22 protein-coding genes and 2 pseudogenes are annotated in these 25990 nt (G+C 60.9%); 4 read left to right on the forward strand and 20 right to left on the reverse strand.

Translation table 11 applies throughout. The annotated features are described in order from the left end of the window. Positions 1–44: 44 nt before the first annotated feature. Entirely contained in the window at positions 45–878 is an 834-nt protein-coding gene (locus N1937_RS16235) for a universal stress protein (RefSeq protein ID WP_222387067.1), read from the forward strand. A gap of 408 nt (positions 879–1286) precedes the next feature. Here the strand turns inward: N1937_RS16235 and hemC are convergent. The 18 genes and pseudogenes from hemC to ccoN form a co-directional block, all read right to left on the reverse strand. Continuing rightward, positions 1287–2224, reverse strand: a pseudogene (gene hemC, locus N1937_RS16240) (hydroxymethylbilane synthase). After that, positions 2224–3966 carry an ABC transporter transmembrane domain-containing protein gene (locus N1937_RS16245; protein ID WP_260058966.1) on the reverse strand — a complete coding sequence of 581 codons (1743 nt, stop codon included), beginning with the start codon at positions 3964–3966 and terminating at the stop codon, positions 2224–2226. Before N1937_RS16245 ends, hemC begins: the two are co-directional and overlap by 1 nt. A gap of 317 nt (positions 3967–4283) precedes the next feature. Continuing rightward, positions 4284–5498: a 5-aminolevulinate synthase gene (gene hemA, locus N1937_RS16250; protein WP_260056549.1), complete on the reverse strand. Its 1215-nt coding sequence runs from the start codon at positions 5496–5498 to the stop codon at positions 4284–4286. Positions 5499–6270: 772 nt separating this feature from the next. Further along, the gene (locus tag N1937_RS16255; RefSeq protein ID WP_222296464.1) at positions 6271–6951 is read right to left on the reverse strand and encodes a CBS domain-containing protein; all 681 of its coding nucleotides are present in this window, start codon (positions 6949–6951) and stop codon (positions 6271–6273) included. Positions 6952–7025: 74 nt separating this feature from the next. Continuing rightward, positions 7026–7499, reverse strand: coding sequence for a cytochrome c-type biogenesis protein (locus N1937_RS16260; protein WP_260056550.1), 474 nt, complete (start codon positions 7497–7499; stop codon positions 7026–7028). 179 nt (positions 7500–7678) lie between these two features. Further along, on the reverse strand, positions 7679–9679 hold the full coding sequence (locus N1937_RS16265; protein ID WP_260056551.1) for a heme lyase CcmF/NrfE family subunit: 2001 nt from the start codon (positions 9677–9679) through the stop codon (positions 7679–7681). Beyond that, complete coding sequence (gene ccmE / locus N1937_RS16270) at positions 9676–10188, reverse strand: cytochrome c maturation protein CcmE (protein WP_260056552.1); 513 nt, start codon at positions 10186–10188, stop codon at positions 9676–9678. The genes N1937_RS16265 and ccmE overlap by 4 nt, the downstream gene beginning before the upstream one ends. Then, on the reverse strand, positions 10185–11375 hold the full coding sequence (gene ccmI / locus N1937_RS16275; protein WP_260058968.1) for a c-type cytochrome biogenesis protein CcmI: 1191 nt from the start codon (positions 11373–11375) through the stop codon (positions 10185–10187). Before ccmI ends, ccmE begins: the two co-directional genes overlap by 4 nt. Before the next feature lie 67 nt (positions 11376–11442). After that, positions 11443–12171, reverse strand: a complete 729-nt coding sequence (locus N1937_RS16280) for a response regulator (RefSeq protein ID WP_222295670.1) — start codon at positions 12169–12171, stop codon at positions 11443–11445. A 213-nt stretch (positions 12172–12384) separates the two neighbouring features. Beyond that, a complete protein-coding gene (locus N1937_RS16285) occupies positions 12385–13050 on the reverse strand; it encodes a Crp/Fnr family transcriptional regulator (RefSeq protein WP_026154300.1) in 666 nt (221 codons plus the stop codon). A gap of 21 nt (positions 13051–13071) precedes the next feature. Beyond that, on the reverse strand, positions 13072–13230 hold the full coding sequence (gene ccoS, locus N1937_RS16290) for a cbb3-type cytochrome oxidase assembly protein CcoS (protein ID WP_017965701.1): 159 nt from the start codon (positions 13228–13230) through the stop codon (positions 13072–13074). After that, a complete protein-coding gene (locus N1937_RS16295; protein WP_260056553.1) occupies positions 13227–15515 on the reverse strand; it encodes a cation-translocating P-type ATPase in 2289 nt (762 codons plus the stop codon). Before N1937_RS16295 ends, ccoS begins: the two co-directional genes overlap by 4 nt. Next, entirely contained in the window at positions 15512–15997 is a 486-nt protein-coding gene (locus N1937_RS16300; protein WP_222295668.1) for a FixH family protein, read from the reverse strand. Before N1937_RS16300 ends, N1937_RS16295 begins: the two co-directional genes overlap by 4 nt. Then, the gene (gene ccoG, locus N1937_RS16305) at positions 15994–17565 is read right to left on the reverse strand and encodes a cytochrome c oxidase accessory protein CcoG (RefSeq protein ID WP_260056554.1); all 1572 of its coding nucleotides are present in this window, start codon (positions 17563–17565) and stop codon (positions 15994–15996) included. The genes N1937_RS16300 and ccoG overlap by 4 nt, the downstream gene beginning before the upstream one ends. Before the next feature lie 458 nt (positions 17566–18023). Next, positions 18024–18887 carry a cytochrome-c oxidase, cbb3-type subunit III gene (ccoP, locus tag N1937_RS16315; protein WP_222295666.1) on the reverse strand — a complete coding sequence of 288 codons (864 nt, stop codon included), beginning with the start codon at positions 18885–18887 and terminating at the stop codon, positions 18024–18026. 1 nt (position 18888) lies between these two features. Continuing rightward, complete coding sequence (locus N1937_RS16320) at positions 18889–19041, reverse strand: CcoQ/FixQ family Cbb3-type cytochrome c oxidase assembly chaperone (protein WP_017965707.1); 153 nt, start codon at positions 19039–19041, stop codon at positions 18889–18891. 9 nt (positions 19042–19050) lie between these two features. After that, positions 19051–19785, reverse strand: coding sequence for a cytochrome-c oxidase, cbb3-type subunit II (ccoO, locus tag N1937_RS16325; RefSeq protein WP_017965708.1), 735 nt, complete (start codon positions 19783–19785; stop codon positions 19051–19053). Between the two features lie 9 nt (positions 19786–19794). Next, positions 19795–21417: a cytochrome-c oxidase, cbb3-type subunit I gene (ccoN, locus tag N1937_RS16330; protein WP_017965709.1), complete on the reverse strand. Its 1623-nt coding sequence runs from the start codon at positions 21415–21417 to the stop codon at positions 19795–19797. Positions 21418–21655: 238 nt separating this feature from the next. On the opposite strand from ccoN, the gene N1937_RS16335 reads away from it, so the two are divergent. The 3 genes from N1937_RS16335 to N1937_RS16345 all read left to right on the forward strand — a co-directional run bounded on the left by N1937_RS16335 (position 21656) and on the right by N1937_RS16345 (position 24923). Continuing rightward, positions 21656–22387: a Crp/Fnr family transcriptional regulator gene (locus tag N1937_RS16335; RefSeq protein ID WP_026154301.1), complete on the forward strand. Its 732-nt coding sequence runs from the start codon at positions 21656–21658 to the stop codon at positions 22385–22387. A gap of 18 nt (positions 22388–22405) precedes the next feature. Next, a complete protein-coding gene (locus tag N1937_RS16340; protein WP_260056555.1) occupies positions 22406–24331 on the forward strand; it encodes a hybrid sensor histidine kinase/response regulator in 1926 nt (641 codons plus the stop codon). 388 nt (positions 24332–24719) lie between these two features. Then, positions 24720–24923: a twin-arginine translocase TatA/TatE family subunit gene (locus N1937_RS16345; RefSeq protein ID WP_260058969.1), complete on the forward strand. Its 204-nt coding sequence runs from the start codon at positions 24720–24722 to the stop codon at positions 24921–24923. A 114-nt stretch (positions 24924–25037) separates the two neighbouring features. Here the strand turns inward: N1937_RS16345 and N1937_RS16350 are convergent, their stop codons facing one another. Together N1937_RS16350 and N1937_RS16355 are read right to left on the reverse strand one after the other, a co-directional pair. Next, positions 25038–25256, reverse strand: a complete 219-nt coding sequence (locus tag N1937_RS16350) for a hypothetical protein (protein WP_260056556.1) — start codon at positions 25254–25256, stop codon at positions 25038–25040. A gap of 105 nt (positions 25257–25361) precedes the next feature. Further along, positions 25362–25667, reverse strand: a pseudogene (locus N1937_RS16355) (response regulator); the annotation flags it as partial. Positions 25668–25990: the final 323 nt, after the last annotated feature.

Here is a 25990-nt window from a genome sequence, read left to right on the forward strand (position 1 = left end):
ATGCGCCGTTATCCTTTCGATATTCAACAAGAGAGGTGATCGAAATGTCCATTCGCACGGTATTGAGCATCCTGAGTTCCAAATATTTCGATGAAGACCTGAAGGCCGCCGTCGAGTTTTGCGGAGCCTCAGGAGCGCATCTCAGCGCGGTCGTGATCTGCATGGGCGCGTCGCCCATGATGGGAGAATATAACTCCCTGTCGACCGTCTGGCTGGAAGAACGCCAGCGCGAAATCGAGGAAATCGTCAAGAAAGCCGAAGAGATCAAGGCGTATCTCTCGCGCACCGACCTGTCCTACGACGTGCAGGACGTCTATACGGAATATGCTTTTGCACGGGAGGACGTTGCAGAACGGGCGCTCTACGCCGACGTCGTTCTCGTCGGCCGCCAAGCGTGCAAGGACGAGGAACTCCAGAAAAGGGTCATGGATGGCGCTCTGTTCCATACGCCGACGCCAATCATCATCAACCGCGGACGGCGGCCGCTCTCTTCAACTTCAAAATCGATCGTACTGGCGTGGGATTCGAGCGACGAGGCGTCGCGTGCTGCAAGGCAGGCCCTCGACCTGCTGAAGACGGCGGACTGCGTCTACGTGACGATGGTCGATCCGGTCTCGCGAGAGCGGGTGAATGGAGAAGAACCAGGCGCCGACATCGCGAGCTTCCTCTCCCGTCACGGGGTCAAGGTTCAGGTGGATCGCGTGGCCAGTGGCGGAAACACCGCCGACGAGGTCCTGAGGCGGCATGCGATGGACGTCAACGCGGATCTGGTCGTCATGGGCGCATACAATCACCCTCGCTGGCAGCAGACGCTCTTCGGAGGCGTGACGCGCAACATGATAGAGCAAAGCAGCATGCCGATTTTCATGGCGCATTGACTGAGGGAGGAACATGGCCGCGGAACATTTGCGGTCATGGCCGCTCAGTGGTGCGGCATGGCGCGTTCAACATGATCGATGTTGGCCGTCCGGATGTCACCCGCGTTAGGCTCCGACGGCGCCGACACCGCCGCCCAATCGGCGTCAGCTAAAGACGGTGATTGAAGATGACGCCATCGATCACCAAGTCAGGTCGATGCAATTGGACGGGCACAGGATCGTGGCGCAAAAGCCCATCGCCGATCATTCCCTACGTCGGGCAGTGAGACGACGTCTGGCTGATAGCGCGGCGCCCTTGACAGGTTCCTGATCGGGGAACGGTTCCTCGCATTTTACCGATCGGTTTACCGGCCTCGAAAGATCCGACGTCGTATGCACGTCCACGGGAACTTGACGCCACCCGATCCTCTAAACGGATCCTGACGCCATCCCCACCCCGGCCAGGACCATCCGACCGGCCTCTTCGCCCAGCGTCGCCGGGACTGTCCGAGCGCCACGCACGGTCACGCGCCGAGGGTTCCGCCCATCAGCATCAATGCTCAGACCGCGAAGCAGAATCTCGCTTCCATGACAGACCGCGAGCGCTCCGACCGGCGTTCGGCACGAGCCGTTGAGGGTTCGAAGGAAGGCACGCTCGCAGCGAACGGCATCGGCCGTGCTTGCATCGTTTAGAGCCGATACCAGTTCAGTTATTCGGTCATTCGCGACGACATTCTCGATACAGATGGCTCCCTGCGCGGGCGAAGTTGGGAAATCGCGCGGGTTCAAAATCTCCGTCGCGGCGTCGGACATGCCCAGTCGGTTCAGTCCCGCCATCGCAAGCAGCGTCGCGTCAACAACCCCACTCTCGAGCTTCTGCAGCCGCGTACCGACGAATCCCCGAAATGGAACGATATCTAGATCTGGCCGGTGCATTGCGACAAGCGCTGCGCGTCGGATCGACGACGTACCGACCACGGCGCCAGGCGGCAGCTCCCACAATCGATATCCGCTGCGTGAGATCAACACATCGCGCACGTCCTCCCTCGGCAGGAACGCGCTGAGGTGCAGCCCGTCCGGAAGGGTCGTGGCGACGTCCTTGGCCGAATGCACCGCAAGATCGAGGTCTCCTGAAGGAGCCTTTCCTCCAGTTCAGTTGTAGAAAGGCCTTTCACTCCGACCTCTGGCAACGGCCGTTCGTCAATCCGATCGCCTCTGGTCGTCAGAGGCACGATCTCGAAGCAGTCACCAGGAAGAACGTGGTAGGCGGCGAGCCGGCCGGCCACCTCCTTCGCCTGGGCAAGCCCAAGCGGGCTCGCTCGCGTACCGATCTTGATTTGGTTCTGTGCAGCTCCTCCCAACTTCATCAGGCGGCATCCTGTTCGGGCTGGGTGGCGACATTGAACTGCAACTCCGCGAATCTTGCGTAAAGTCCCCCCTGTCGAACTAGCGACGCATGTGTACCCTCCTCCACGATCCTGCCCTTGTCCATGACCAGGATGCGGTCGGCATTGAGAACGGTGGCGAGCCGGTGCGCAATAACGATCGTCGTCCGACCGCTCATGAGTCCTTCCAATCCCCGTTGAACGAGCTGCTCGTTCTCGGCGTCCAACGAGGCGGTCGCTTCGTCGAGAAGGAGGATTGGAGCATCTTTGAGCAGCGCGCGTGCAATCGCTATCCTCTGGCGTTGTCCTCCGGAGAGCGTCAGACCGCGTTCGCCGACGACGGTTTCGTATGCCTTTGGGAGCGCGGCGACAAAGGCGTCCGCCCGCGCTTTGGCGGCAGCCGCCGCTATTTCCGCCTCCGTGGCGTCAGGACGACCGAATGCGATGTTTTCAGCGATCGAGGCGCCGAAGATCGTCACGTCCTGCGGGACAACGGAAATCTCCTTCCGAAGATCTTCGGGCGTGGTCGATCTGATATCCCGCCCGTCGATCGCGATGCTGCCCGAGTAGTCGTCATAGAAACCGAGCAACAACGAGAGAACGGTACTCTTCCCCGATCCCGATGGGCCGACGATCGCGACCGTCTCGCCGGCCACGACCTGCAGCGAGAGGCCTCTAAGGACTTCTCGTTCAGGCGAGCCAGGATAGGCGAAATGGAGATCCGCGATCTGAACGTCGCCCCGTACCTGACCGATCGGTCTGACGGAACCACGCTGACGGACGCTCCCTTGTTCGTCCAATAGCTCGAAAAGCCGTCCAGCCGCTCCGGCAGCCTGGGCCATTTCGCCCCAGACTTCGGAGAGCGACCCGAGCGAGCCCGCCGCGATCACGGCATAGATTAGAAACTGACTGAGATTACCGGCAGAAAGCGTTCCACTAAGCAGGCTGTGCGCCCCAATCCATAGCACTCCGACGACGCTTCCGAATATTAGAGCGATTGCAACCGCCGTAAGGACTGCCCGCGAGCGCGAAGCGACGACTGCGCTTCGATAGGACTCCTCTATATCCTTTGAGTATCGGCGACAGGCGATCTCCTCGCCGTTGAATGCCTGGACGGTGCGGCTTCCGGCTATGATTTCGGCCGCGTAAGCGGATGCATTGGCCAGGGCGTCCTGAGCGGCCCTCGACCGCTTCCGAACCGAGCGTCCGAATACCACCAGCGGGGCCACGACTAAGGGAATGGCGCCCATGGTGATCGCGGACAAAGCGGGGCTTGTGACGAACATCATGGCAAGAGCGCCGACGCAGAGGATGGAGTTTCTCAACGCTACGGATGCGGCGAGACTCGTCGCTGTCTTAATGTGAGCAGCGTCGGCGGTCAGCCGCGAGGCGATTTCCCCCGACCGGTTTGCATCGAAGAAACTCGCGGGGAGACGGGTGATCTTGTGGAAGACCATTATCCGGAGATCGCCAACGATCCGTTCCCCAAGCGTCGTGACGAAGTAGTATCGGCAGGCGCTTGCTACCGCGAGTCCGATCGCAAGGATCATTAGCATCATGAAGTAACGGTTGACGAACGCGCCATCAGCCTGGCTGAAGCCATTGTCTATCATCCTGCGAACCGCCAACGGGAGCGCAAGCGATATCAGAGCCGCACAGGTCAGCGAAACACCCGCGCACACCACCAGCGGCCGATGATTGCGAAGCAATGGTCGCAAACGCATCAGGCCGCCGATCCTCCGCTTCGCGGAATTTCCCCCGCATGTATCCGTGGCGCCTTCCAACGGGCCGGCGGAACGGCAGTCGTGCTTTGCAATCATCAATGTCTTGGTCTCCGACTTCATTCCGTGGCACTCTTCTTGTGGGAAGGCGGCTCTGTCTTTGATCGCGATCAATAATAATGGCGATACATCCTCGTCTTGCCGGAGGCGCGATCCCGCACCTGAGACCTGAAAAAATGTAGAGGGCTGCACGACGTCTGAATTTAGCAAGCAGACGATGGGTCATGCCTTCGTTAGAGAACGGAAGTGTCCTCAATGCATCAGGCGACGTGCCTCGCGAGCGCGCAGCGCGACCAGAGCGAATGCAGCGCCTCGACCAGATGGGCGATATCGGCGTCGGAATGCAGCGGCGTCGGCGTGATGCGCAGCCGTTCGGTCTTCTTCGGCACGGTGGGATAGTTGATCGGCTGAACGTAAACGCCGCAATTGTCGAGCAGCAGGTCGGAGATCCACTTGCACTTGGCCGCATCGCCGACCAGCACCGGCACGATATGGCTCGGATTGGGCATATGCGGAATACCGCGCTGGTCGAGCAGCGCCCTCAGCTTGCGGACACGGTCCTGATGCCGGGCGCGCTCGAACTGGCTGATCTTCAGGTGCTGGATCGAGGCGACGGCACCGGCGGCCAGCGCCGGCGGCAGCGCCGTGGTGAAGATGAAGCCCGACGCAAACGAGCGGATGAAATCGCAAAGCGCCGTCGAAGCGGCGATATAGCCGCCCATCACCCCGAACGCCTTGCCGAGCGTGCCCTCGATTACCGTCAGCCGGTCCATCAGCCCTTCGCGCTCGGCAATGCCGCCGCCGCGCGGGCCGTACATGCCGACGCCATGCACTTCGTCGAGATAGGTCATCGCCCCGTATTTGTCGGCGAGGTCGCAGATTTCCTTGATCGGGGCGATATCGCCATCCATCGAATAGACGCTCTCGAAGGCGATCAGCTTCGGCGCCTTCGGATCGGCGGCCTTGAGCTTGGCTTCGAGATCGGCCACGTCATTGTGCTTCCAGATCACCTTGTCGCACTTGGCGTAGCGGATGCCCTCGATCATCGAGGCATGGTTCAACGCGTCGGAGAAGATGATCAGGCCGGGGATCTTGGCGCCGAGCGTGCCGAGCGCTGCCCAGTTGGAGACATAGCCAGACGTGAAGATCAGCGCTGCTTCCTTGCCGTGCAGATCGGCAAGCTCACGCTCGAGCATGACATGATGATGGTTGGTGCCAGAAATATTGCGGGTGCCTCCCGCACCCGCGCCACAGTGGTCGATGGCGTTCTTCATCGCCTCGATCACCTTCGGATGCTGGCCCATGCCGAGATAGTCGTTGGAGCACCAGACCGTGACTTCCTTTTGGCCATCCGCGGTGTGACGCGTCGCGCGGGGGAAATTGCCGCGGTGACGCTCGAGATCGGCAAAAACGCGGTAACGGCCTTCGCTATGAAGCCCGTCCAGCTCGTCTTTGAAAAACGCTTCGAAATCCATGTGCACGCTCCCTGTTCGATTCGAGCAGTACATTGCGGTGGTTGCGGCGTATTTGATCCTGATCAAGTTGGGTGAAAGCTGAACACCGACTGGCGAGCGCATCGGACCAGTCACGAGATTCCCCCGTTCCAATCGCTGTGGAAAACGGCAATCCGTTCGCGGCGATCGGAATCGACACCACGGGAAGAAGCTCGATCGACTGGGGAGCCTAGGGCGTCCCGGAAACATTTATTATCGATCGCACGGGACGAATCCTCTTGAGACATGTCCGACCGATCGACGAGAAAAGCCTCACGATTGATTTTCTGCCCATTTTGGAAGAGATCATTGCCGCCGAATGAATGCTGCCTCTGCCAGCCGTGTTTGACCTCCATCAAGGAAACGGCCTCGCCTATTGAGTATGTCGATTTGGCGGGTCGGGATTTTCCCGTGTCAAGGGGGGAAACTTGACAGAGGCTCGCTCGGTTTTGGGGCGCAACACCGAGCGAGCCTCCTCGCGTCAAATTCACTCTCACCAACGAGCGCCAGCCGAAGCCGCGCCGCCAGGCGCGGGCGGCAGTGCCGCAAGCTTGAGAATTTCGGGTGTCCAGAATCTGCGAGATTGTCTGGTTGAGGCAAGCGGCGATTTCACTAAATCTTTGCGAGATTCGGCTTGAACACCAGCGGGCGAGCATAAGATGCTTTATCGCCGCATATGCTCCGACATCCAGAAATTGGTCTCCGCGGATGTGCGGATATTGGTCGGCGCTTTAAACAGCATAGAGGCGCTGTCTCAACCCACCTCGGTCCCGGTCAACCGAGCGATCTGGAGCCGGTCACGATAGGCGCCGACACCCAGGCTTTCGACCAGGGTGCGAACAGCCTTTTGCTTCAGCTCCGACTCGACGTTGCCATCGAGTGTCACCTGGCCGTCCTTGACGGTCACCTGGATCTTCTGAGGCGTTATCCCCAAGTCCGACCTCAGTCGCGTCCGGACAGCCAGCCTGATCGATTCATCTTCTTTTGGCAACGGTGCCGTCTGGGCATCGATGATCAGGCCGAGGATGTCCCTGCGGCTGACAATCCCGACTAGGCGCCCGTCCTCGACGATCGGCAGCCGCTTGATCCGGTGGGCCTGGAGGCTTTCGGCGATATCCGATACCTCGCTGTCGGGGCTCGCCACGATCACATCTTGAGACATGACATCGGCGACACACCAGCCATTGCTGGAGATATATCGCTCAAGATCAATCTCGGATATGATTTCGGGTGCGCGGGCGGCTCGGGGAGCGAACCGGATCTCTCTTCGCAGCAGCAGGTCGCCCTCCGTAAGCATTCCGCAGACGCGGCCTTCGTCGTCAATGACAGGAAGGCCGCTGACGTTGTTTTGCATCATGACAGCGACGGCGTGGCGTATACCGACCGCTGGACCGATCGACACCACGTTCGTGGTCATTATGTCCTTCGCCTGCATTGTCCTGCCTCGTTTATAGGAATTGTTGCTGCGACGACGATAGGACGACCGCGTCGAGCCGCCATTGATCTCCGTCAAATAGTGCGATCTCTGTGAAGCAACTCGCTCAGCTTCGCCTGTTCATCGGCCGTCAGCTTGCTGCCGGTCGGCTTGCCGGCCCTCTTGCGCGCGAAGACCAGCAGTGACAGTCCGCCGGCAAGGATCAGCAGCAGCGGTGCGCCCCAGAGCAGCCCCGTCTTCATGCTGACACGCGGTTTCAGCAGCACGAATTCACCGTAGCGCGAGACGATGTAGGTCAGCACCGCCTCGTCGCTGTCGCCATCGGTGATGCGCTCGCGCACCAGCAGCCGCAGGTCCTTGGCCAGATCGGCGTTGGAATCGTCGATCGACTGGTTCTGGCAGACCATGCAGCGCAGCTCGGCCGAGAGAGCGCGAGCGCGGGCTTCCAAAGCTGGATCGGCCAGCACCTCGTCGGGATTGACGGCGAAGGCGGAGACGGGCGTGAAGAGGACGAAAAGGACGATGAGGAGCCGGGAGAGAAGCCGCATTCCCCTTCGCCCCTCGGGGAGAAGGTGCCCGACAGGGCGGATGAGGGGGCCACCCTTCGCAGCACAGGCGACCTTTCGCTTGCGCTCAAGCTCCTCGCAGCTCCGCCGCTCGGCCCCCTCATCTGCCCTTCGGGCATCTTCTCCCCGATGGGGAGAAGGGGAAGAAAGGTGTGAGCGCATCATTCGGCCGGCTCCATTGCGGGAGCTGCCGGCCTTGCCGGTTTCGCCTTGCGGCGCGGCGCGCCGACACGCAGCCGCCGGTCGCTGAGCGAAACCAGGCCGCCGAAGGCCATGATCACCGCGCCGCCCCAGATGCAGAGAATGAACGGCTTCCACCAGATGCGCACGACGATGCCGCCGTCCTTGGTGGCGTCACCGAGCGAGACATAGAGCTGGCTGAGCCCGAAGGTCAGAATACCAGCCTCCGTCGTCGGCATCTGCCGGGCGGTATAGAGCCGCTTGGCCGACCAGGTATCGGCAACCGCGACACCGGCACGGCGGATGGTGAAGTGGCCGCGCTCCTCGGTATAGTTCGGCCCGGTCCCCGGCTGCATGCCGTCGAAATGCAGGCTGTAACCGCCGGCCTCGGTCACCTCGCCGGGCTTCATCTCGATGACATGCTCGCTCTCAAACGTCGTCACCGCGACGATGCCGAGCACGGTGACGCCGAGCCCGGCATGGGCTAGCGCCGTGCCGAAGGCCGAACGCGGCAGGCCGGAAAGCCGCCGCCAGGCAAGGCTGCCCGCCACCTTGCCGATGCCGGCGCGATACCAGAGATCGGCCACCGCACCGAGGATGAGGAACAGCCCGGTAGCCAGGCCGAGGACGGCAAGCACCGGCCCGCCATGTTCGATATAGAAGAAGATCAGTGCGGCAAGGAAGGCGAGACCTGCGACGACATAAAGCCGCTGCAGCGCACCGAGCAGATCGCCGCGCTTCCAGGCCAGCATCGGCCCGAACGGCACGATGACGATCAGCGGTGCCATCAGCAGGCCGAAGGTCAGATTGAAGAAGGGCGGCCCGACGGAGATCTTGTCGCCGGTCAGCGTTTCCAAGAGCAGCGGATAGAGCGTGCCGGTCAGCACCGTGCCGCAGGCGACCGTCAGGATCAGATTGTTGACGACGAGCGCGCCCTCGCGCGAGATCGGCGCAAACAGCCCGCCGGCCGACAGCTTCGGCGCGCGGAAGGCAAACAGCGACAGCGCCCCGCCGATGAAGATCAGCAAGATACAGAGAATGAAGACGCCGCGGGAGGGGTCGCTGGCAAAGGCATGCACCGAGGTCAGCACGCCGGAGCGCACCAGGAAGGTGCCCATCAGCGACAGCGAGAAGGTGAGGATGGCGAGCAGCACCGTCCAGATCTTCAGCGCCTCGCGTTTTTCCATGACAAGCGCCGAATGCAGCAGCGCGGTGCCGGCCAGCCATGGCATGAAGGAGGCGTTTTCCACCGGGTCCCAGAACCACCAACCGCCCCAGCCGAGCTCGTAATAGGCCCAGTAGGAGCCCATGGCGATGCCGAGCGTCAGGAAGGTCCAGGCCGCCAGCGTCCAGGGCCGCACCCAGCGCGCCCAGGCGGCGTCGATGCGTCCTTCCAGGAGGGCAGCGACGGCAAAGGAGAAGCAGACCGAGAAGCCGACATAACCGAGATAGAGCAGCGGCGGGTGGATCGCCAGACCGACATCCTGAAGCACCGGGTTGAGATCGCGGCCCTCGGCCGCAAACGCCGGATCGAGCCGCAGAAAGGGATTGGAGGTCAACAGAATGAACAGCGTGAAGGCGACCGAAATCCAGGCCTGCACGGCAAGCACATTGGCCTTCAGCGTCTCCGGCAGATTGCGGCCGAAGACGGCGACCAGCGCGCTGAACAGCGTCAGGATCAGCAGCCAGAGCATCATCGATCCCTCGTGATTGCCCCAGACGCCAGAGTATTTGTAGATCAGCGGCACCAGCGAATGCGAATTCTCCCAGACGTTTTCGACCGAGAAATCCGAGACGACATGGGCATAGGTCAGCACGGCGAAGGAGAAGGCCACAAGCGCAAACATCGCCAGCGAGCCGACCGTCGCCACATCCATCATCGCCCGGTCGTGACGGCGGGCTCCGATCACCGGCACGATGGAAAGGATGAGCGCCGTGGCCAGTGCCAGCACCAGCGCGTAGTGGCCGATCTCGATGATCATGGCGTCGCCTTCACTTCCTGCGCTTGGCTTTCCTTTCCTGGGCCTTGCTTCCCAGGACCTTCCTGGCCTTGCCCTTCCTTCCACAATCCCTGGGCTTTCAGCCCGTCGGCCACGTCCTTCGGCATATAGGTCTCGTCATGCTTGGCAAGCACGGTGTCGGCGACGAAGATGGTCGTTCCGGCAGTGAACATGCCCTCGGTGACGACGCCCTGGCCCTCGCGGAAGAGATCGGGCAGGATGCCGGTATATTTGACCTTCACGGCGTTGGCGCTGCCGTCGGTCACGGCAAATTCCACCGTCGAGCCGGTGCCGCGCACGACGCTGCCCTCACCGACCAGGCCGCCAAGGCGAATGCGGGTTTCCGGCGCCACCGGCGTCTGGGCGAGATCGGCCGGCATGTAGAAATAAGCGACCGACTGGCTGAAGGCGAACATCACCAGCAGCACGGCGGCGAGGATGAAGCCCATGCCGCCTGCAATCACCGCCAGGCGCTTCTGCTTGCGCGTCATTGCGTCGCTCCCTCCGGGGCTATGCCGAGTTCCCTGGCCAGCGCCAGCAATTGCCTGCCCTGTTCGCCAGGCGGCGGAAAGGCCGCAAGCCCGCGCTTCAGGGCGCCGGAGGCGCGATCCTTGTCGTTCAATACGGCGTAAGAGCGGACGAGCCGCATCCATCCCTCGAAATTGTTCGGATCCTCGCTGAGCTTGGCATCGAGGCTTTCGACCATGCCGCGGATCATCTGCTGCCGGTCGCCGGCGTTCATCGTCTCGGCCGCCGTCACATCCTGCTGCGTGGGATTGCCGGGGGCCGGATTGGCGCCCGAGGCAGCCGGATTGGCGCCCGAGGCAGCTGGATTGGCGCCTGAGGCAGCCGAACCGGCGCCTGCCGGCGCGCCGCCGTTCACGGCGATATGCTGGTTGACCAGCGGTAGCCAGGGCGCATCGGCGGGCGATTGTTTTGCCAGCGCCTCGAAGGCCTGCCGCGCCTCATCGGGCCGCCGCGCCTGCTCCATGCTGAGGGCGATGTAGAAACGGGCGCGCACATTCGCAGGATCGATCTGCAGCAAGTTATTGAGCGCGAGCAGGACATCTTCTCCCACAAGCCCGTTTGAACGAGCCATCAACGCTTCCGAGAGCCCACCCAGACGCGGTACGCTCGGGCCAAGGATACGAAGCGCGGATCGATATGCCTCGACCGCGTCGTCCGCTCGACTCATCTTGAGGAGAACGGGGGCAAGTAGATCCCACCCCCGACCGTCCTGTGGACTGCTGACGAGATGGTCCTGGGTCTTCTTGACAAGGATCGCAAGATCCTCGCCAGGGTCATCAAGTCTGGCCTGCAAAGGTCGCGACTCCAGCTCAGGAGAACCGAGAGAGGCGTAGACTCCGATGCTAATTAGTGGGAGCATCGCAGCGACGGCCAGTCTGACGCGCCTGTGGGAGCGTTGGGGACCGCTAGGCGTCCGTGGCAGATCCATGGACTTGAAGAGCCGTCGTGCTGTTTCCGCATTGGCAAGTTCGTACTCGTTTGCACCAATCTGTTGCGTCGCCAGCTCCCTTTCGAGTTCGTGGAGCTGGTCCCGGTACACGTGGGCGTCCACGCCGACGTTCGAATGACGGGCGCGAATCGACGACAGCGGATGCATTAGGACTCCGGTTGTTGCTGCCGAGACGACCGCGAAAAGTATCCAGATGATCATTGGTCCCGAAGCCATTGCACGGCCGACCGTATGCACGATCGCTACGTGGAACATTGACCCTGATCAACTATCTCACATTTGATGGGCGTGGTGTGAAGACGTATCCGACGCCGCGAACCGTCTGGATCATCGTCGGTTCCTTTGGGTCAACTTCGACTTTTTTCCGAAGGCGGACGATCTGCGCATCTATCGCCCGGTCGAAGGCCTCCAGGCTGCGGCTTCTCGTTAGGTCCATTAGCTTGTCGCGCGACAGCACGCGGCCAGGATTTTGCGCGAAGACCAGAAGCATTTCGAATTCTCCGGTCGTCAAGGAGACGTCCTCTCCCTGCGGAGAAGTTAGCTTCCTTCGACCAACCTGGAGCTTCCAGCCGTCGAACTGGAGGACTTCCTCCTCTGCGTTCGCGGCTCGATCCGTCGGAGGGGTCTGTATGCGCCTCCTTAGTACAGTCCTTAGCCTTGCGAGCAGTTCCCGCAGATGAAACGGCTTTGCAATATAGTCGTCAGCACCAAATTCCAGGCCCACAACCTTGTCGGTCACGTCGTCCTGCCCAGTGAGCATCAGCACCGGAACGTCGGACGTGTTGCGCAACTCCTTCAGCAGTTCGAGGCCGTTCTCTCCATTTGGGAGCACGAGATCGAGAAATATGGCCGAGTAGGACGCCTTGGACAATTCGGCGCGCATGGCGGCGCCATTGCCGACGGCCTTCACCCTGTATCCGTTGTCCTCGAAGTAGCGGACAAGCATCTGTCTGATCCGGGCGTCGTCGTCGACCACCAGAATGCGATCCGGTTCCATGTCCCTCATTCGTCCCGCTGCACTTCTGTTTCAAAACCAGATACCGCAGGATCGGGGACAGCGCTACTGTTCTGGTCACGATAACAGTGCACATCGTAACCGACCGAACGCGAGCGCGTCTCTTCCGAGCAGCACGTCGTCGCAGTCCCGCAGGTCTCGTCCGTCGCGCATCGTGGTTAGCGCTCTCGGGGGGGGGGCCGCTGAAGAGGACTTCTAGCAAGCTTCCCTTAGCTGGGCCACGCTGCCGATACAGACCGTCCGGCCCCTCACGTCCACTCCCGCACCGGAAAGAGCTGCAAAGGCGCGCGACAGCGCCTCGGGAGCGAGGCCGAGTTTTCCGGCAAGAACTCTTTTCTGATAAGGCAGTCGGAACGTCGCCTGGGACGCGGAGTTGGGGCAGCGGCTCACGAAGTAGTTGGCAACGCGCTGGGCAGCGGTGTGCAGGCGGTCTCCCGCGATGCAGTCCAACGAGCCCAGCAGATGCCTGGCCATGATCCGCATGACGTTGCGCTGGATGCCGCCGTGTTCGGCGGCAAGTGCACGAAGGCCGGGCAGATCGAACTGCGCAAGCTCCACGGGGGCCGCGGCCCAAGCCCCATGCGCGTAGGCGTCCCCCATGGGAACCAGATATTCCCCAAAGCAGTCTCCGGGCTCACAGATGCAGACGTCGGCCTCGCGCCCGCCAGCCTCGGCCTTGGTCAACCGGACCACGCCAGACAGAACGCAAAACACGTGGGACGCTCGCTGTCCTTCGGCCACTATTCGTTCGTTGACCGCGACTGCCCGCAGACCCACCAACTCCAGCATGCTTCGGCATACTTTCTCATCGAGTCCTTCGAAGAGCTCTGACCGCAGTACTATCTCATCATCTAAGGACATCGTCGTCCCCCCTTTAACGGCCTACGACTTAGGCGGATCGTATTCATCGTCAGCGAGCACCCGCCAGGCGGCTCCCTGAAGATCGTCATACTGACCGCTCCGAAGAGACCAAAGAAATGCCGCAAGTCCGGCGCCGCCCATGAGGAGCGCTATCGGAATAAGAAAGATCAGCATGTTCATGCTACTTTGACCTCCCCGCCCCTCGCGGCTGGCCGCGAAGCATCTATGACAGGAGATCGCTTGGAGCCTGCGTTGAGCCTGAGAGCGTTGGTAACGACGATGATCGATGAAGTGGACATCGCCACTGCTGCGATCAGGGGCGTGGCAAGTCCCGCCATCGCGATCGGGACGGCCAGCACGTTGTAGCCGATCGCCAGCGCAAAGTTCTGACGTATGAGGGCAGCCGATCGCTTCGCCACAGCGATCGCCTGGGGGACGGCGTCCAGCCGTTCGTTGAAGAATACCAGATCGGCGGCCTGCCGGCCGATGTCGGAAGCCGTGGCAGGCGCCATGGAGACATGGGCGGCAGCCAGCGCCGGCGCGTCGTTGATGCCATCTCCCACCATCAGGACGCGATGGCCGGCGTCGCCGATCTTCTGGCACTCGTCGACCTTCTGTTTCGGAGTAAGCGCTCCCATCGCCCGACCGACGCCGAGCGCATGCGCCGCACTGTCTACTACGCTCTGACGATCTCCTGAAACGATCAATGTTCCAAATCCGCTGGATTCGAGTTCTTTGATAACGTCCTGCGCGCCAGCTCGGAGCGCGTCCTCGAAGAAAAAGCGCGCAAGCGCTTCTCCGTTCCTGGAAAGGATGACTTCGGAGAGCGGGCTGTCGGCCGTCGACGGAGCCGGATCTGCGCCGCACGCGAACGCCGCGCTCCCCAGCCTATAGGTCTCCTCGCCACGCATGCCTTCGAGCCCGCCGCCGGGAATTTCGCTGACGCGATCAAACGGAACCGCGACGTGGCTGGCGCTCTGGGCCAACGTCTGGGACAGTGGGTGCCTGGAGTGGACGGCTAGTCCCACCGCTTTCCCGAGATCGGCCTCATGCGCGGCCTCGAGCCTGACCAGCCTTGGACGACCGATGGTCAGCGTTCCCGTCTTGTCGAAGGCGACCGTGTCGATCTCTGCAAGCCTTTCGAGCGCCGAGCCGTCCTTCACCATGATACCCCTGCGGAAAAGCTCGCCAGCCGCCACGACTTGAACGACTGGAACCGCAAGACCCAGCGCGCATGGGCACGTAATAATAAGCACGGCCACCGCGACCAGCATCGCATGCTTCCAATCGCCGTCGATCAGGCCCCAGGCAAGAAACGAGGCAAGTGCAAGAAGATGGACGACCGGGGAATACAGCGCGGCGGCGCGATCGGCGATACGCCGGTAGCGCGCCCTTCCGCCCTCCGCAGCCTCCATGAGGCTGATGATTTCGGCCAACAGGGAGTCCTTCGCGAGCTTGGTAGCGCGGACCACGAGAGCGCCCGTCAGGTTCATGGCGCCGGAGCTGACCCCGACGCCGACGCCTACGGAGACAGGGGCGCTTTCACCGGTAACGATCGCAAGGTCGAGGTCGCTTTCGCCGACCGCGACGGTTCCATCCACCGGAATTCGTTCGCCGGCCGCGACCGCGATCTCATCTCCCACGACGATCTCGTCAAGCGGAACGTAACGGCGCGATCCGTTGGACGACAGGAGCAGCGCACCGCGCGGCGCAAGTCGCGCCAGGCCGTTGATGGCAGCACGGGCTTTTTCGCGCATCACATGGTCGAGCGTCCTGCCGATAAGAAGGAAGAACAACAAGGAGACGGTCGCGTCGAACCAGGCGTGTTCGCCATGATGCGCAGTCTCCCAGAGCGAAACCGCGTAGGAAAGGGTCACGGCCAACGATATCGGCACGTCCATGTTCGTGCGGCCGTGCTTCAACGCGTGCCACGCCGACCGGAAGAAGAACCGCCCCGCGTAAACTAGCGCGGGCGCGGCAATCAGCGCCGAGATCCAGTGGAACATGTCCCTCGTCGCAGCGTCGGCGCCGGACCAGACGGAGACGGACAGAAGCATGATATTGGTGGCTGCAAAGCCGGATACTCCGACTGCCAGGAGAAGCTGGTTCCTTGTCTTGTCGGTCTCGAGCGCCACTGGCGTGAACAGATGCGCACGGTATCCCGCGGCATTGATCGCAGCGATGATACCCGTCGGATCGGTGGCCCCTTCAACGGTTTCTTCAGCGTACACGCAGGTGACGCGCCGCGACGTGAGGTTCACTCTGGCTTTCCGGACGTATGGGAGCGCTGAAACGGCCTTTTCCAAGGTCGATATGCAGCTCCCGCAGTGGACGTCCGGAACGCTCAGGTCGAGCTGCCGGAGTCCTTCGCCCAAGGAATGGCTCACTAGCGCGATTTCCTCGGCGCTGATGAACGTCGTGCTTATCGCGAGAACCCCTTCGGCATCCATCGTGCAGCATGTCATTCGCCGAATCCCGCGGTATCGAGACGGGAGGCCTCGTGCATGACGACTTTGCCTTCCCTGCGCGAGACGACCTCCACGATCCAGTCGCCCGAGCCGACACGGTGCCGGGACTCAAACTGTCCGTCGGCGACTTTCGTGAACGAAATGTGGAAATCTTCGTGATCGCCGACGGGGCGTTTGAAGTTTGCAGTCACGTCGTCGACGATGACAGGAGATCCGTCACGGTTACGGATGTCGTAGTGGATTCGGCCGCCATCGAGCGACAGGCTTCCGATGATTCCGGACGCCGCCATCGCCTTCATATCTGCCGCCTTGCGGTTGAACTCCTGGCTGGCGACATAGGTGTTTTCGACGACCAGACCGCTCCAGCTCGACGAGGCGAACCAGGCCATGATCACGTTGACGCCGATCACCACCGCGAAGAACGAGCACGTGGCGATCAGCATGTGCCTCCCTGTGAATCCTTGACTGGCAGTCGTCATCTGGCATCTCCTGGTGAGTTGAACGCGGCTCGATATGTTGCTCTGTCGGCGTGGGCGGCGTCCTCGATGGCAAAGAGGAACTCGGCGACCGCGGCAGCCGACGGTTTGCTCGTCACAAACACTTTCACGGTGGTCGCAACATCCGGCGCCGCTTCGATGGTGAAAGCTCGGGCGTCTTCTTTGCCGAGCTCGGGAATGCGCATGGTAGCGCCCTCGTCGAGGCCTAGAAGGCTCAGCTCGATCTTGCGTGGAGCCGGCACCATGTTGAGTATTCGCAGCGTGTAGCCGTTGCGGATCGAGCCGTCGCTCTCCATGACGTACTGCGGATTGCGATCGTGGACCACGTTCAGTTCAAGTCCCTCACGCATTGCGAGGTGGACGACCATCGCGACGCCGATCAAAAGCCAGACAGACGCGTAAAACAGCACGCGTGGGCGGAATATGATCCGCCAATCGAAATGTTTGATCGTTTCGATAAACGAGCCATCAGCATTGCGGACCTTCGCGGGCTGCACCGAGGTCCTTCCGCCGTCCGTCGCGATGGCCATGTTGGCGGCGTATTCGCTGAGCGTCGCGTAGGCTATCAGCCCACGAGGCTTCCCGAGCTTGTCCATGACCCCATCGCAGGCGTCGATACACAAAGCGCAGGTGATGCATTCCATCTGCTGACCGTCGCGGATGTCGATGCCCATGGGGCAGACGGCCACACACGCATTGCAGTCGACGCAATCGCCGACGGGCTGTCCGGCAGCCAATGCCTTCTTCGGGTGACGTGAGCGAGCCTCGCCGCGCCAATCGTTGTAGGTGACGACCAAGGAATTTTCGTCGAGCATGGCCCCCTGGATTCGCGGCCAGGGGCACATGTAGGTACAGACCTGTTCGCGCATGAGCCCGCCAAGCACGTAGGTGGTGGCGGTAAGTGTGGCGACGGTCGCGTAGGCGACAACCGGCGCCTTTCCGGTGAAAAAGGAGACGAGGAGCGTGGGCGCATCGGCGAAATAGAAGATCCACGCCCCCCCGGTCGCGAGGCCGATGATCAGCCATATCGTGTGCTTGGCGACACGTTTCTTCGCCTTGTCGAAATTCCACGGCCCGGCGTCGAGCTTCATGCGGGCGTTTCGGTCCCCCTCGATCGCGCGCTCGACGACAAGGAAAAGATCGACCCACACCGTCTGCGGACATGCATATCCACACCAGGCCCGCCCGACGGCGGACGTGACCAGGAAGAGACCGAACCCCGCCATGACCAGCAGGCCTGCGACGTAGTAGAATTCCTGAGGCCAGATCTCGATGAAGAAGAAGAAAAATCTGCGTGAGGCCAGATCGATCAGGATAGCCTGATCCGGTGCGTAAGGCCCCCGGTCCCAGCGAATCCAGGGAGCCAAATAATAGATCCCCAGCGTGATCAGCATCACGATCCACTTGAACCGCCGGAAACGGCCCTCGGCACGCTTCGGAAACACCTTCTTTCGCGGAGCGTAGAGGGGTTCATTTTTATGGCGGTTGTTTACGGGTTCAACGTCGATCCGTTCGACCGGCGTGGGATCTGGTGCTGTGTAGAGGTCCATTGCGCTCTGTCCGATTTTCCCTGTCTTCTCAGCTTTGGGAGGACCCGTCCTTGATCCAGGTCAAGGACGACAACTGCTCAAAAAAGTGGGCCGCACTCCGGACAGGGAAACGCGGCCAAAAAGACTAGATGCCGGCTGGTAGCAGCCCGCCGCAATCGGCTCCTTTGAGAGATGGAGCTTAGGAATGGCCACGCCTCGGAAGAGAAGGCGTGGCCTGGAGGAACTGCGGGGGAGAGACCGCCTGGACGTCCTCGAGAGGTTCCTACCTGCTTGTCGGCTTCTGTTCTTTTAGCCCGATCAAACTGATCATCGAATTCCCCATCTTTTCCGCATCCCCTTTTCGGGATCGGGTGTGACGGGCTTTGCGCGCACGGAAACTCGCGAGTGTACGACCGCGCGGGGGATTCCATAAAGGGCGAGCAAGGGGTCGTGGTCGTGCGTGGTCATGTTGATCTCCTTCAGGTTCCACCGCCAAGCGAATGGACAAAAATGGTAAGCTCCTTGACCGTCGTCTCACCCAGGCGCGCTGCCCAGGCAGGCATTACGCCATGTTTGGGAGAGGCGACCTGTCGAACGATCGCATCTTCGCCGCGCGCCTTCAGCCAGATTGCGTCGGCGAGGTCCGGCGCACCCATTTCCGCCTTTCCTTTGGCATTCTCGCCGTGACATGCGGCGCAGTTGTCGAGGAAGATCTGTTTTCCCGCCTCTGCGAGAGCGGGGTCCGAGGGCGTATTGCTCAGCCCCCACACATAGGCGGCGACCTGCCGCATCTGGACAGGCTCCAGAACGTCGCCAAAGGCCGGCATCTCGGAAGCGTGGGTTTCGGCATCCGAGTCGAAGCGGATCCCATGGGCGATCGTGGTCTGGATGGCATCCAGATCTCCGCCCCACAGCCACTCGTCATCGTTGAGGTTCGGAAAGCCCGGACCGCCGCTCGCCCCCGAGCCGTGACAGGGCGCGCAGTTCACCTTGAACGCGGACGCGCCGCCGGCGCTCGCAAATTCACGAAGAGCAGGATCCGCGTCGATCTCCTGCACCGTTTTGGCAGCGATCAGATCATGGAACTTCGTCTGGGATGCCTTGGCGAGATCAAGCTCCTGCTGCAGTTCGGCGCGAGTTGAGTAGCCGAGATAGCCCTTCGTGGCGGAAGTGATCATCGGGATGGCTGGATAGGCGATCGCGTAGCCGATCGCCCATAGAATGCAGACATAGAACGTCCAGACCCACCATCTCGGCATCGGATTGTTGAGCTCGCGGATACCATCCCATTCATGACCGGTAGTCTCGACGCCGCTGATTTCATCGATATGCTTGTCCGACATCTCAGTCATCCTTCAGGGGAATATCGGCTGCCTCCGCCGCCGTCTGCTTGCTGCCGGGGCGAAGGGTGTAGACGACGGCGCCTACGAAGAACGCGGCCATTGCCAGCAGGCCCCAACTGTCGGCGAAGTGCCGCATCGCTGTGTACGTTTCCATTGCATCGCCTCATCGATAGCCGGTTGCGTCGTCGTAGGTCGAAAAGTCGACCAACGTCCCAAGCATCTGCAGGTAGGAGACGAGTGCGTCCATCTCCGTGAGCGTCTGCGGATCGCCGTCGAAGTCGCCGGTCTTGGCCTTCGGATAGCGCTCTAGCAGCGCCGTGGTGTCGGCGTTCGGATCGGCCTGCATCTTCATGTCGGCTTCGGCATTGGCCATCATGTCGTCGGTATAGGGAACGCCGACGTCCTCGTTGGCCTTGAGGTCCATGCCAATATCCGTGACCGAAAGCTCCTTCGACTTGAGGAACTCATACTTCGGCATGATGGATTCAGGCACCACGGCCCGCGGATCGGAAAGATGCTGGACGTGCCACTCGTTCGAATAGCGGCCGCCGACGCGCGCAAGGTCCGGCCCGGTTCGCTTCGAACCCCATTGGAATGGGTGGTCGTACATCGATTCCGCAGCCAGAGAGTAATGACCGTAACGTTCCACCTCGTCGCGGAACGGCCTTATCATCTGGCTGTGGCAGAGATAGCAGCCTTCGCGAATGTAAATGTTTCTGCCGGCCAGCTCGAGTGGCGTATAGGGACGCATCCCCTCCACCTTTTCAATCGTATTCTGCAGGTAGAACAGCGGTGCGATTTCGACGATGCCGCCGATGCTGACGACGAGCAGCGAGCCGACGAGAAGAAGCGTTGCGTTCTTCTCGAGGATCTTATGTTTATCAAGTATCGATGCCATTTTTTCACCTCACTCGGCAGGCTGTGCCTGGGGCACGTATGCGGTCGGAATGGCTGCCTCGTCGCGGAGATGGCCGCGGACCGTCATGAAGACGTTCCATGCCATCACCAGGCCGCCGGCCAGATACAGGCCGCCCCCGACGACGCGGAGCACGTAGTATGGGAACATCGCGGCCACGGTCTCGGCGAACGAGTAGACGAGGAAGCCCTGCGAATTGTACTCGCGCCACATAAGGCCCTGCTGGATCCCGGCCACCCAGAGCACGGCGGCGTAGATGACGATGCCGAGTGTAGCGAGCCAGAAGTGCCAGTTGACCATCCGCAGACTGTAGAGACGTTCACGTCCCCAGAGCTTGGGCGTCAGGTAGTAGATTGCACCAAAGGTGATCATGCCGACCCAGCCGAGGGCTCCCGAATGCACGTGGCCGATCGTCCATTCTGTATAGTGGCTCAGCGAGTTGACGGTCTTTATCGACATCATCGGGCCCTCGAAAGTCGACATGCCATAAAAGGCGATGGCGACGATCATCATGCGGATGATAGGATCGGTCCGAACCTTGTCCCAGGCCCCGGAAAGGGTCATGAGGCCGTTGATCATGCCGCCCCAGGAAGGCATCCAGAGCATGACCGAGAAGACCATGCCGAGCGTCTGCGCCCAGTCTGGAAGCGCCGTATAGTGCAGATGATGCGGACCCGCCCATATGTACATGAAGATCAACGCCCAGAAATGGATGATCGACAGCCGGTAGGAATAGACCGGGCGGTTCGCCTGCTTGGGCACGAAGTAGTACATCATGCCCAGGAAGCCCGCGGTAAGGAAGAAGCCGACCGCATTGTGGCCGTACCACCACTGTGTCAGCGCGTCCTGAACGCCGGAGAAGACCGAGTAGCTCTTCGAGCCGAGGAAGGACACCGGAACGGCAAGGTTGTTCACCACATGCAGCATCGCGATCGTCACGATGAAGCCAAGGTAGAACCAGTTCGCCACATAGATGTGCGGTTCCCTGCGCTTTAGGATCGTCCCCAAATAGACGGCCAGGTATGCCACCCAGACGATGGTCAGCCAGATGTCCACGTACCATTCCGGTTCCGCATATTCGCGCGCTTGGTTGATCCCCAGGACGTAGCCTGTCGCGGCCATGACGATGAAGAGCTGATAGCCCCAGAAAACGAACCACGCCAAGCTGCCGCCGAAAAGGCGCGCATGGCACGTACGCTGAACGACGTAGAATGAGGTCATGATGAGCGCGTTGCCGCCGAAGGCGAAGATGACGGCGGAGGTGTGCACAGGTCGAAGACGGCCGAAATTGAGATAAGGCGCTAGATTGAGGTCCGGGAAGGCCAACTGCGCGGCGACGACTACGCCGACGAGAAAGCCGATTACGCCCCAGAAGACCGTAGCGATCAGTCCGTACCGGATCACCTCGTCAAAATAGCCTGACGTGTCGACCTTCTGCTGTCTTCCAGCGGGCGAAAAATCGACGTTCCTCACCAGCAGCAGGGTGCCAACGGACAAGCAGAAGCATAGTATGCCCATGTGGACCGAAAATAGATGATCGTGCGCGAATGCGGCTCCTAGCAGCGCTAGGAAAGCAGCGACCGCGACCACTGCCGTTTCCGTTGTATAATTCATCACGTCGTCCCCAGTGCCCAGACGACCGCAACGCGGCCGGTTTTCTCGTACTTTGAGGCAGGACTGGCATGGGGGCGGCCTCTGCTCCTTGATCTAAATCAACGAAGGACGACTTTGGGGGCCGCATCCCGCGGCTGTTACAGACGGTTACACAGTCTCACCATTTGAAACCCGCCAATCATTGTCGTGTGACGTGCGTGCCTTCTATTGCATCCATCGAAAACGCGGGGACACCAAGATGCTGATGCAGAATCGCCAAGGCTTCCAACAGATCGAAGCCACCACGAGCAATGCGCGCGGCGGTCCCTCCCTCGGTTCCGTATTCAATATGTCGCCACTGGAATCGGTTTCGGCCGGAAAGGCCATCTGCTGGGAGGGCGACGCAGCGAAACACCTCTTCCAGGTCGTCGAAGGCGTCGTCCGGCTCCAGCGCATCATCGGCGAAGGACGCCGCGTGATCACGGCTTTTCACTTCGGGGGCGACGTTGTCGGCGCCTTTCTTCAGAACGACTTCCTCTTCACAGCCGAGGCAGTCACCGACTGCAAGATTCGGCGTGTCGCACGCAAGAGGTTTCTTGACGAGGTTGGGCGATGCGACCTGCTGCGTCCCGAATACATCTCTCTGCTCTGCAACGAGACCGTCGCCGCTCATGACCAGATGGTGCTTCTGTCCAAGAAGAATGCCGAAGAGCGGCTTTGCAGCTTCATCGCCAGGCTGGTGTTCCGTCACAACGCCGGGGTCAACAAGGGCCTGCTGCGGATCCCCATGAACCGCCAGGACATTGCGGACTACCTCGGCCTGACGATCGAAACGGTATCCCGCACGATCACAAAGCTCGCTTCCCGGAACATCGTTGTTCCGGAAGGGCGTCATGACCTGAGAATCGTGAACTTGCGCCGTTTGCAGGAACTCTCAGGCAACCCAGATGATTTCTCGGAGAAAACCTGCCATAGCGTCAGTCTCCACTAATTGAACGCCGGACAAGCCATGCCTCACCGTCTCGTATCGCCACGAACAGCCTCCTATCAGGAGCTTGACGTAATGGTTCACGTGCTGGACGGCGCCGATATCCTGATCCATCGGTTCGAGGGCACCATCAGCCATTGGTCCATCGGCTGCGAGAACATGTATGGCTGGACCAGGGACGAGGCGGTCGGCGAGAACGTCTACGAACTGCTCGCCACCAGGTTTCCGGAGCCGGTGGACGAAATAAGAAACCAGATCAAGCAACGCGGGTTCTGGCAGGGCGAAATCATCCATCGTCACAAAAGCGGGCATGAGATCCACGCCGCGTCCCGCTGCGTGCTTGTGAACCTTCCCGACGGCGACCTGGCCATCATTCAGACCAACAGCGACGTCAGCGCCCTGAAACAGGCTCAGGACGCGGTCAAGTCCCGCGAGGCCCATCTAAGTTCCATTCTCGACACCGTTCCGGATGCGATGGTGGTCATCGACCATAAAGGAATGGTGCTTTCATTCAGCAAGGCGGCAGAAAAGCTGTTCGGGATGGCCTCCGATCAGATCTGTGGGCGCAATGTTAGAAACCTGATGCCGAATCCCTATCGTGACGCCCACGACGGCTACATCGGCCACTACATCGAGACGGGTGAAAAGCGGATCATCGGCTACGGCCGAGTCGTCACCGGCCAGCGGGCCGACGGCACCCAATTTCCGATGGAGTTACACGTCGGGGAAGCGACGGCAAACGGTGAACGGATCTTCACCGGTTTCGTCCGTGATCTGACAAGCCGCTTCAAGATCGAGGAAGATCTCCGCCAGGCTCAGAAGATGGAAGCCGTGGGGCAGTTGACGGGCGGCCTGGCCCACGACTTCAACAACCTTCTGACCGTGATCAGCGGGAATCTCGAGATGATCGAGGACAAGCTACTCCCCGGCAAGCTTCGAGACATCCTGAGGGAGGCGCAGGACGCGGCGGCCGACGGCGCGAAACTTACGGGCCAGTTGCTTGCCTTCGGCCGGCGTCAGCCTCTCAATCCCAAGCATGCCGATCTCGGTCAGCTCGTGACAGGTTTTTCTGATCTGCTTAGGAGAACCCTCGGAGAAGACATCAAGCTCTCCACGACGATCGCGGGATCCGATCTGAACGTGGTGGTCGACAGCTCGCAGCTTCAGAACGCTATTCTCAACATCGCTCTCAACGCTCGCGACGCCATGCCCAAGGGGGGCAGTCTGACCACCGAAATCTCGCGCGTCCACCTGGATTCAGATTATGCGAAGATGTACCCAGAGGTCCGCAGCGGCAATTTCGTGCTCATTTCCGTCACCGACACGGGCGTCGGAATGACGGACGAAGTGACGAAGCACGCCATTGAGCCATTCTTCACCACGAAAGAGGTCGGATCGGGAACGGGACTGGGTCTCAGCATGGTCTACGGCTTCGTCAAGCAGTCCGGGGGCCATTTTCAAATATACAGCGAGGTAGGTCGAGGCACCACCATACGGATCTACCTTCCGGCCCTGACAGGATCCAAACTGCAGAAGCCAGATTCAGAAGACGGCAAACAAGCCAATCCGCTTCCGCGAGGAAGCGAAAGCATTCTTGTGGTGGAGGATGATCCACGCGTTCGCCGGGTAGCCGTCGCGCGGCTCGCCGACATGGGATACGTGGTGCTTGAAGCGGAGAACGGCCGTGAAGCATTGGGAATCTTGCGCGACCACCAGGAAATCGCGCTCCTGTTCACAGACATCGTCATGCCGGGCGGAATGACGGGAGACGAGGTGGCGAGGGAGGCTCGCCTCCTTCGGCCCGACGTCGCCGTCCTCTTCACCTCCGGGTACTCGGAGCCGGCCCTCGCGACGACCGATGTCATCTCCGGCGCTCGATGGCTTCGCAAGCCATACACTGCGAGGGAACTGGCGTCCATGATCCGGGAGCTTTTCGATCGGCATTGACGTCTGGGACTGGAAGCATTTGAAGGACGATCCTAGTACCACGGCGCCTTGCTGTCACAGTCCGTCCTGACGCGGCAGAGAACCCACGTTCCCCCGCGCGGCCGACAAGGTCGCGAAGCAGTCAGAAGTGTTCTCGGCGGGCGATGCCTGCGGCACGCGTCGCCACATCGAAACGACTCGCTCAAGGGGATCCCGATTGCGGCCGCCAGTCAGCGCAACAGCTTGGTTGCGCCTCGATCCGCTTGGTGTGCCCCAAACAAATATCTTGCAGGTACCTCGCGCCTCCTGATGCAAGACGCAGCGGGAAACGGCTTAGGTCGGCCATAGAAGCCTTCTAGGAATGGTCGCCAAGAAGCTTTCTTCTCGAAACCGCTGCCGCTCGTCTCAATTGCGTGCGAAGGCTGCGCCCATCTTTCTAGATTTGGTCATCGTGCTTATCTTGTTTGGTCGTGGCAAGATACCTGAACTGATGGCCGACGTTGCTCACGGCATAAAGGCATTTAAGAGGGGGATCCAGGACGATCATGTCCGCGTTGGTAACGACGCGACGCAACCTGGGTGTTCTTCGGAGCAAGCGCGGGATGATGAATAGCTGGCACCGGGACATCGCAATGTGGAACGCTCGCAATGGCCCTGCCCTCGTCCTTGTCTCGGAGACGCCCGTAAGCTGTTCCAAAGTCGCCGCGAGCTCGCGACGCCCCGCTTGTTATCGGGTGTCATCGAGCATAAATGCCGTGGCGAGATAGCCAACGCCGAGGGTGCTGGCGAACAGGTACACGAACATACCCTGGGCGATGTAATAATCCGTCGAACTAGCTGAGGAAATTCCGGCAAACCCGTTGCTCCATACGACGAGCCCTACCACGCACCCCAATCCGGCGCCGGCAGCGGTGCGCGTCAGCATGAATGAAATCAACCGAGGCATCTTGTGTCTCCTTGGTCTTCGCGCTCAACGTACGAGCGCTGATCAAGTTCCGGCGGCGAAGTCACGTTCGATTAAATAGGTGGGCAGGAGTTCCCCCTAGTATGGGGGCTTGGCCAGATAGTCGTCCGCGCCAGCATCGAGCCCGGTTATGCGCTCGTCGATCGCATTGCGCGCCGTCAGGACAACTACCGGCGTCTGCGTCCCCGAAGCGCGAAGCGACTTCAAGACGTCGACGCCATCTTCGTCCGGCAGACCGAGGTCGAGTAGCAGGAGATCATAGTCGCCGCCAAATAGGGCAAGCCGTCCTTCCTGCGCCGTCTCAAAGGCGTCGATCTTCCAGCCTTCGTCCCTGATTGCCTCGCAAAGAAGGTCGCGAAGCCGGGCGCTGTGCTCGATGAGCAGAATCCCCATGCATTCTTTCGGCCCGTGACCATCGCCCAGACGAGATTTTCCCGATGCCTCCAACTCCAGTAGGATGCGATAGCTGTCGGTTTACTTCAGCATCATTGAACCGCGCCCTGGCGTTCCACCCGAGCATTTGCGCTACGGCATGCCAGGCTAAACGGATTTTTACCTCGCCTCTTATCCAGGTTGTAACGCCGTACCTATAGGACTTCCCTGACCGTCCGACGCACGAGGTCCAACGTGAACGATACCGCCGCCGCGCTGAAGAACGCGAAATATCAGATAGGCAAACTTCGTAGAGCGATTAGCGAGAGTTCATCAAGCTGGCG

It is taken from the genome of Rhizobium sp. WSM4643 (genome assembly GCF_025152745.1).
GTDB classification, from domain to species: Bacteria; Pseudomonadota; Alphaproteobacteria; order Rhizobiales; family Rhizobiaceae; genus Rhizobium; species Rhizobium leguminosarum_I.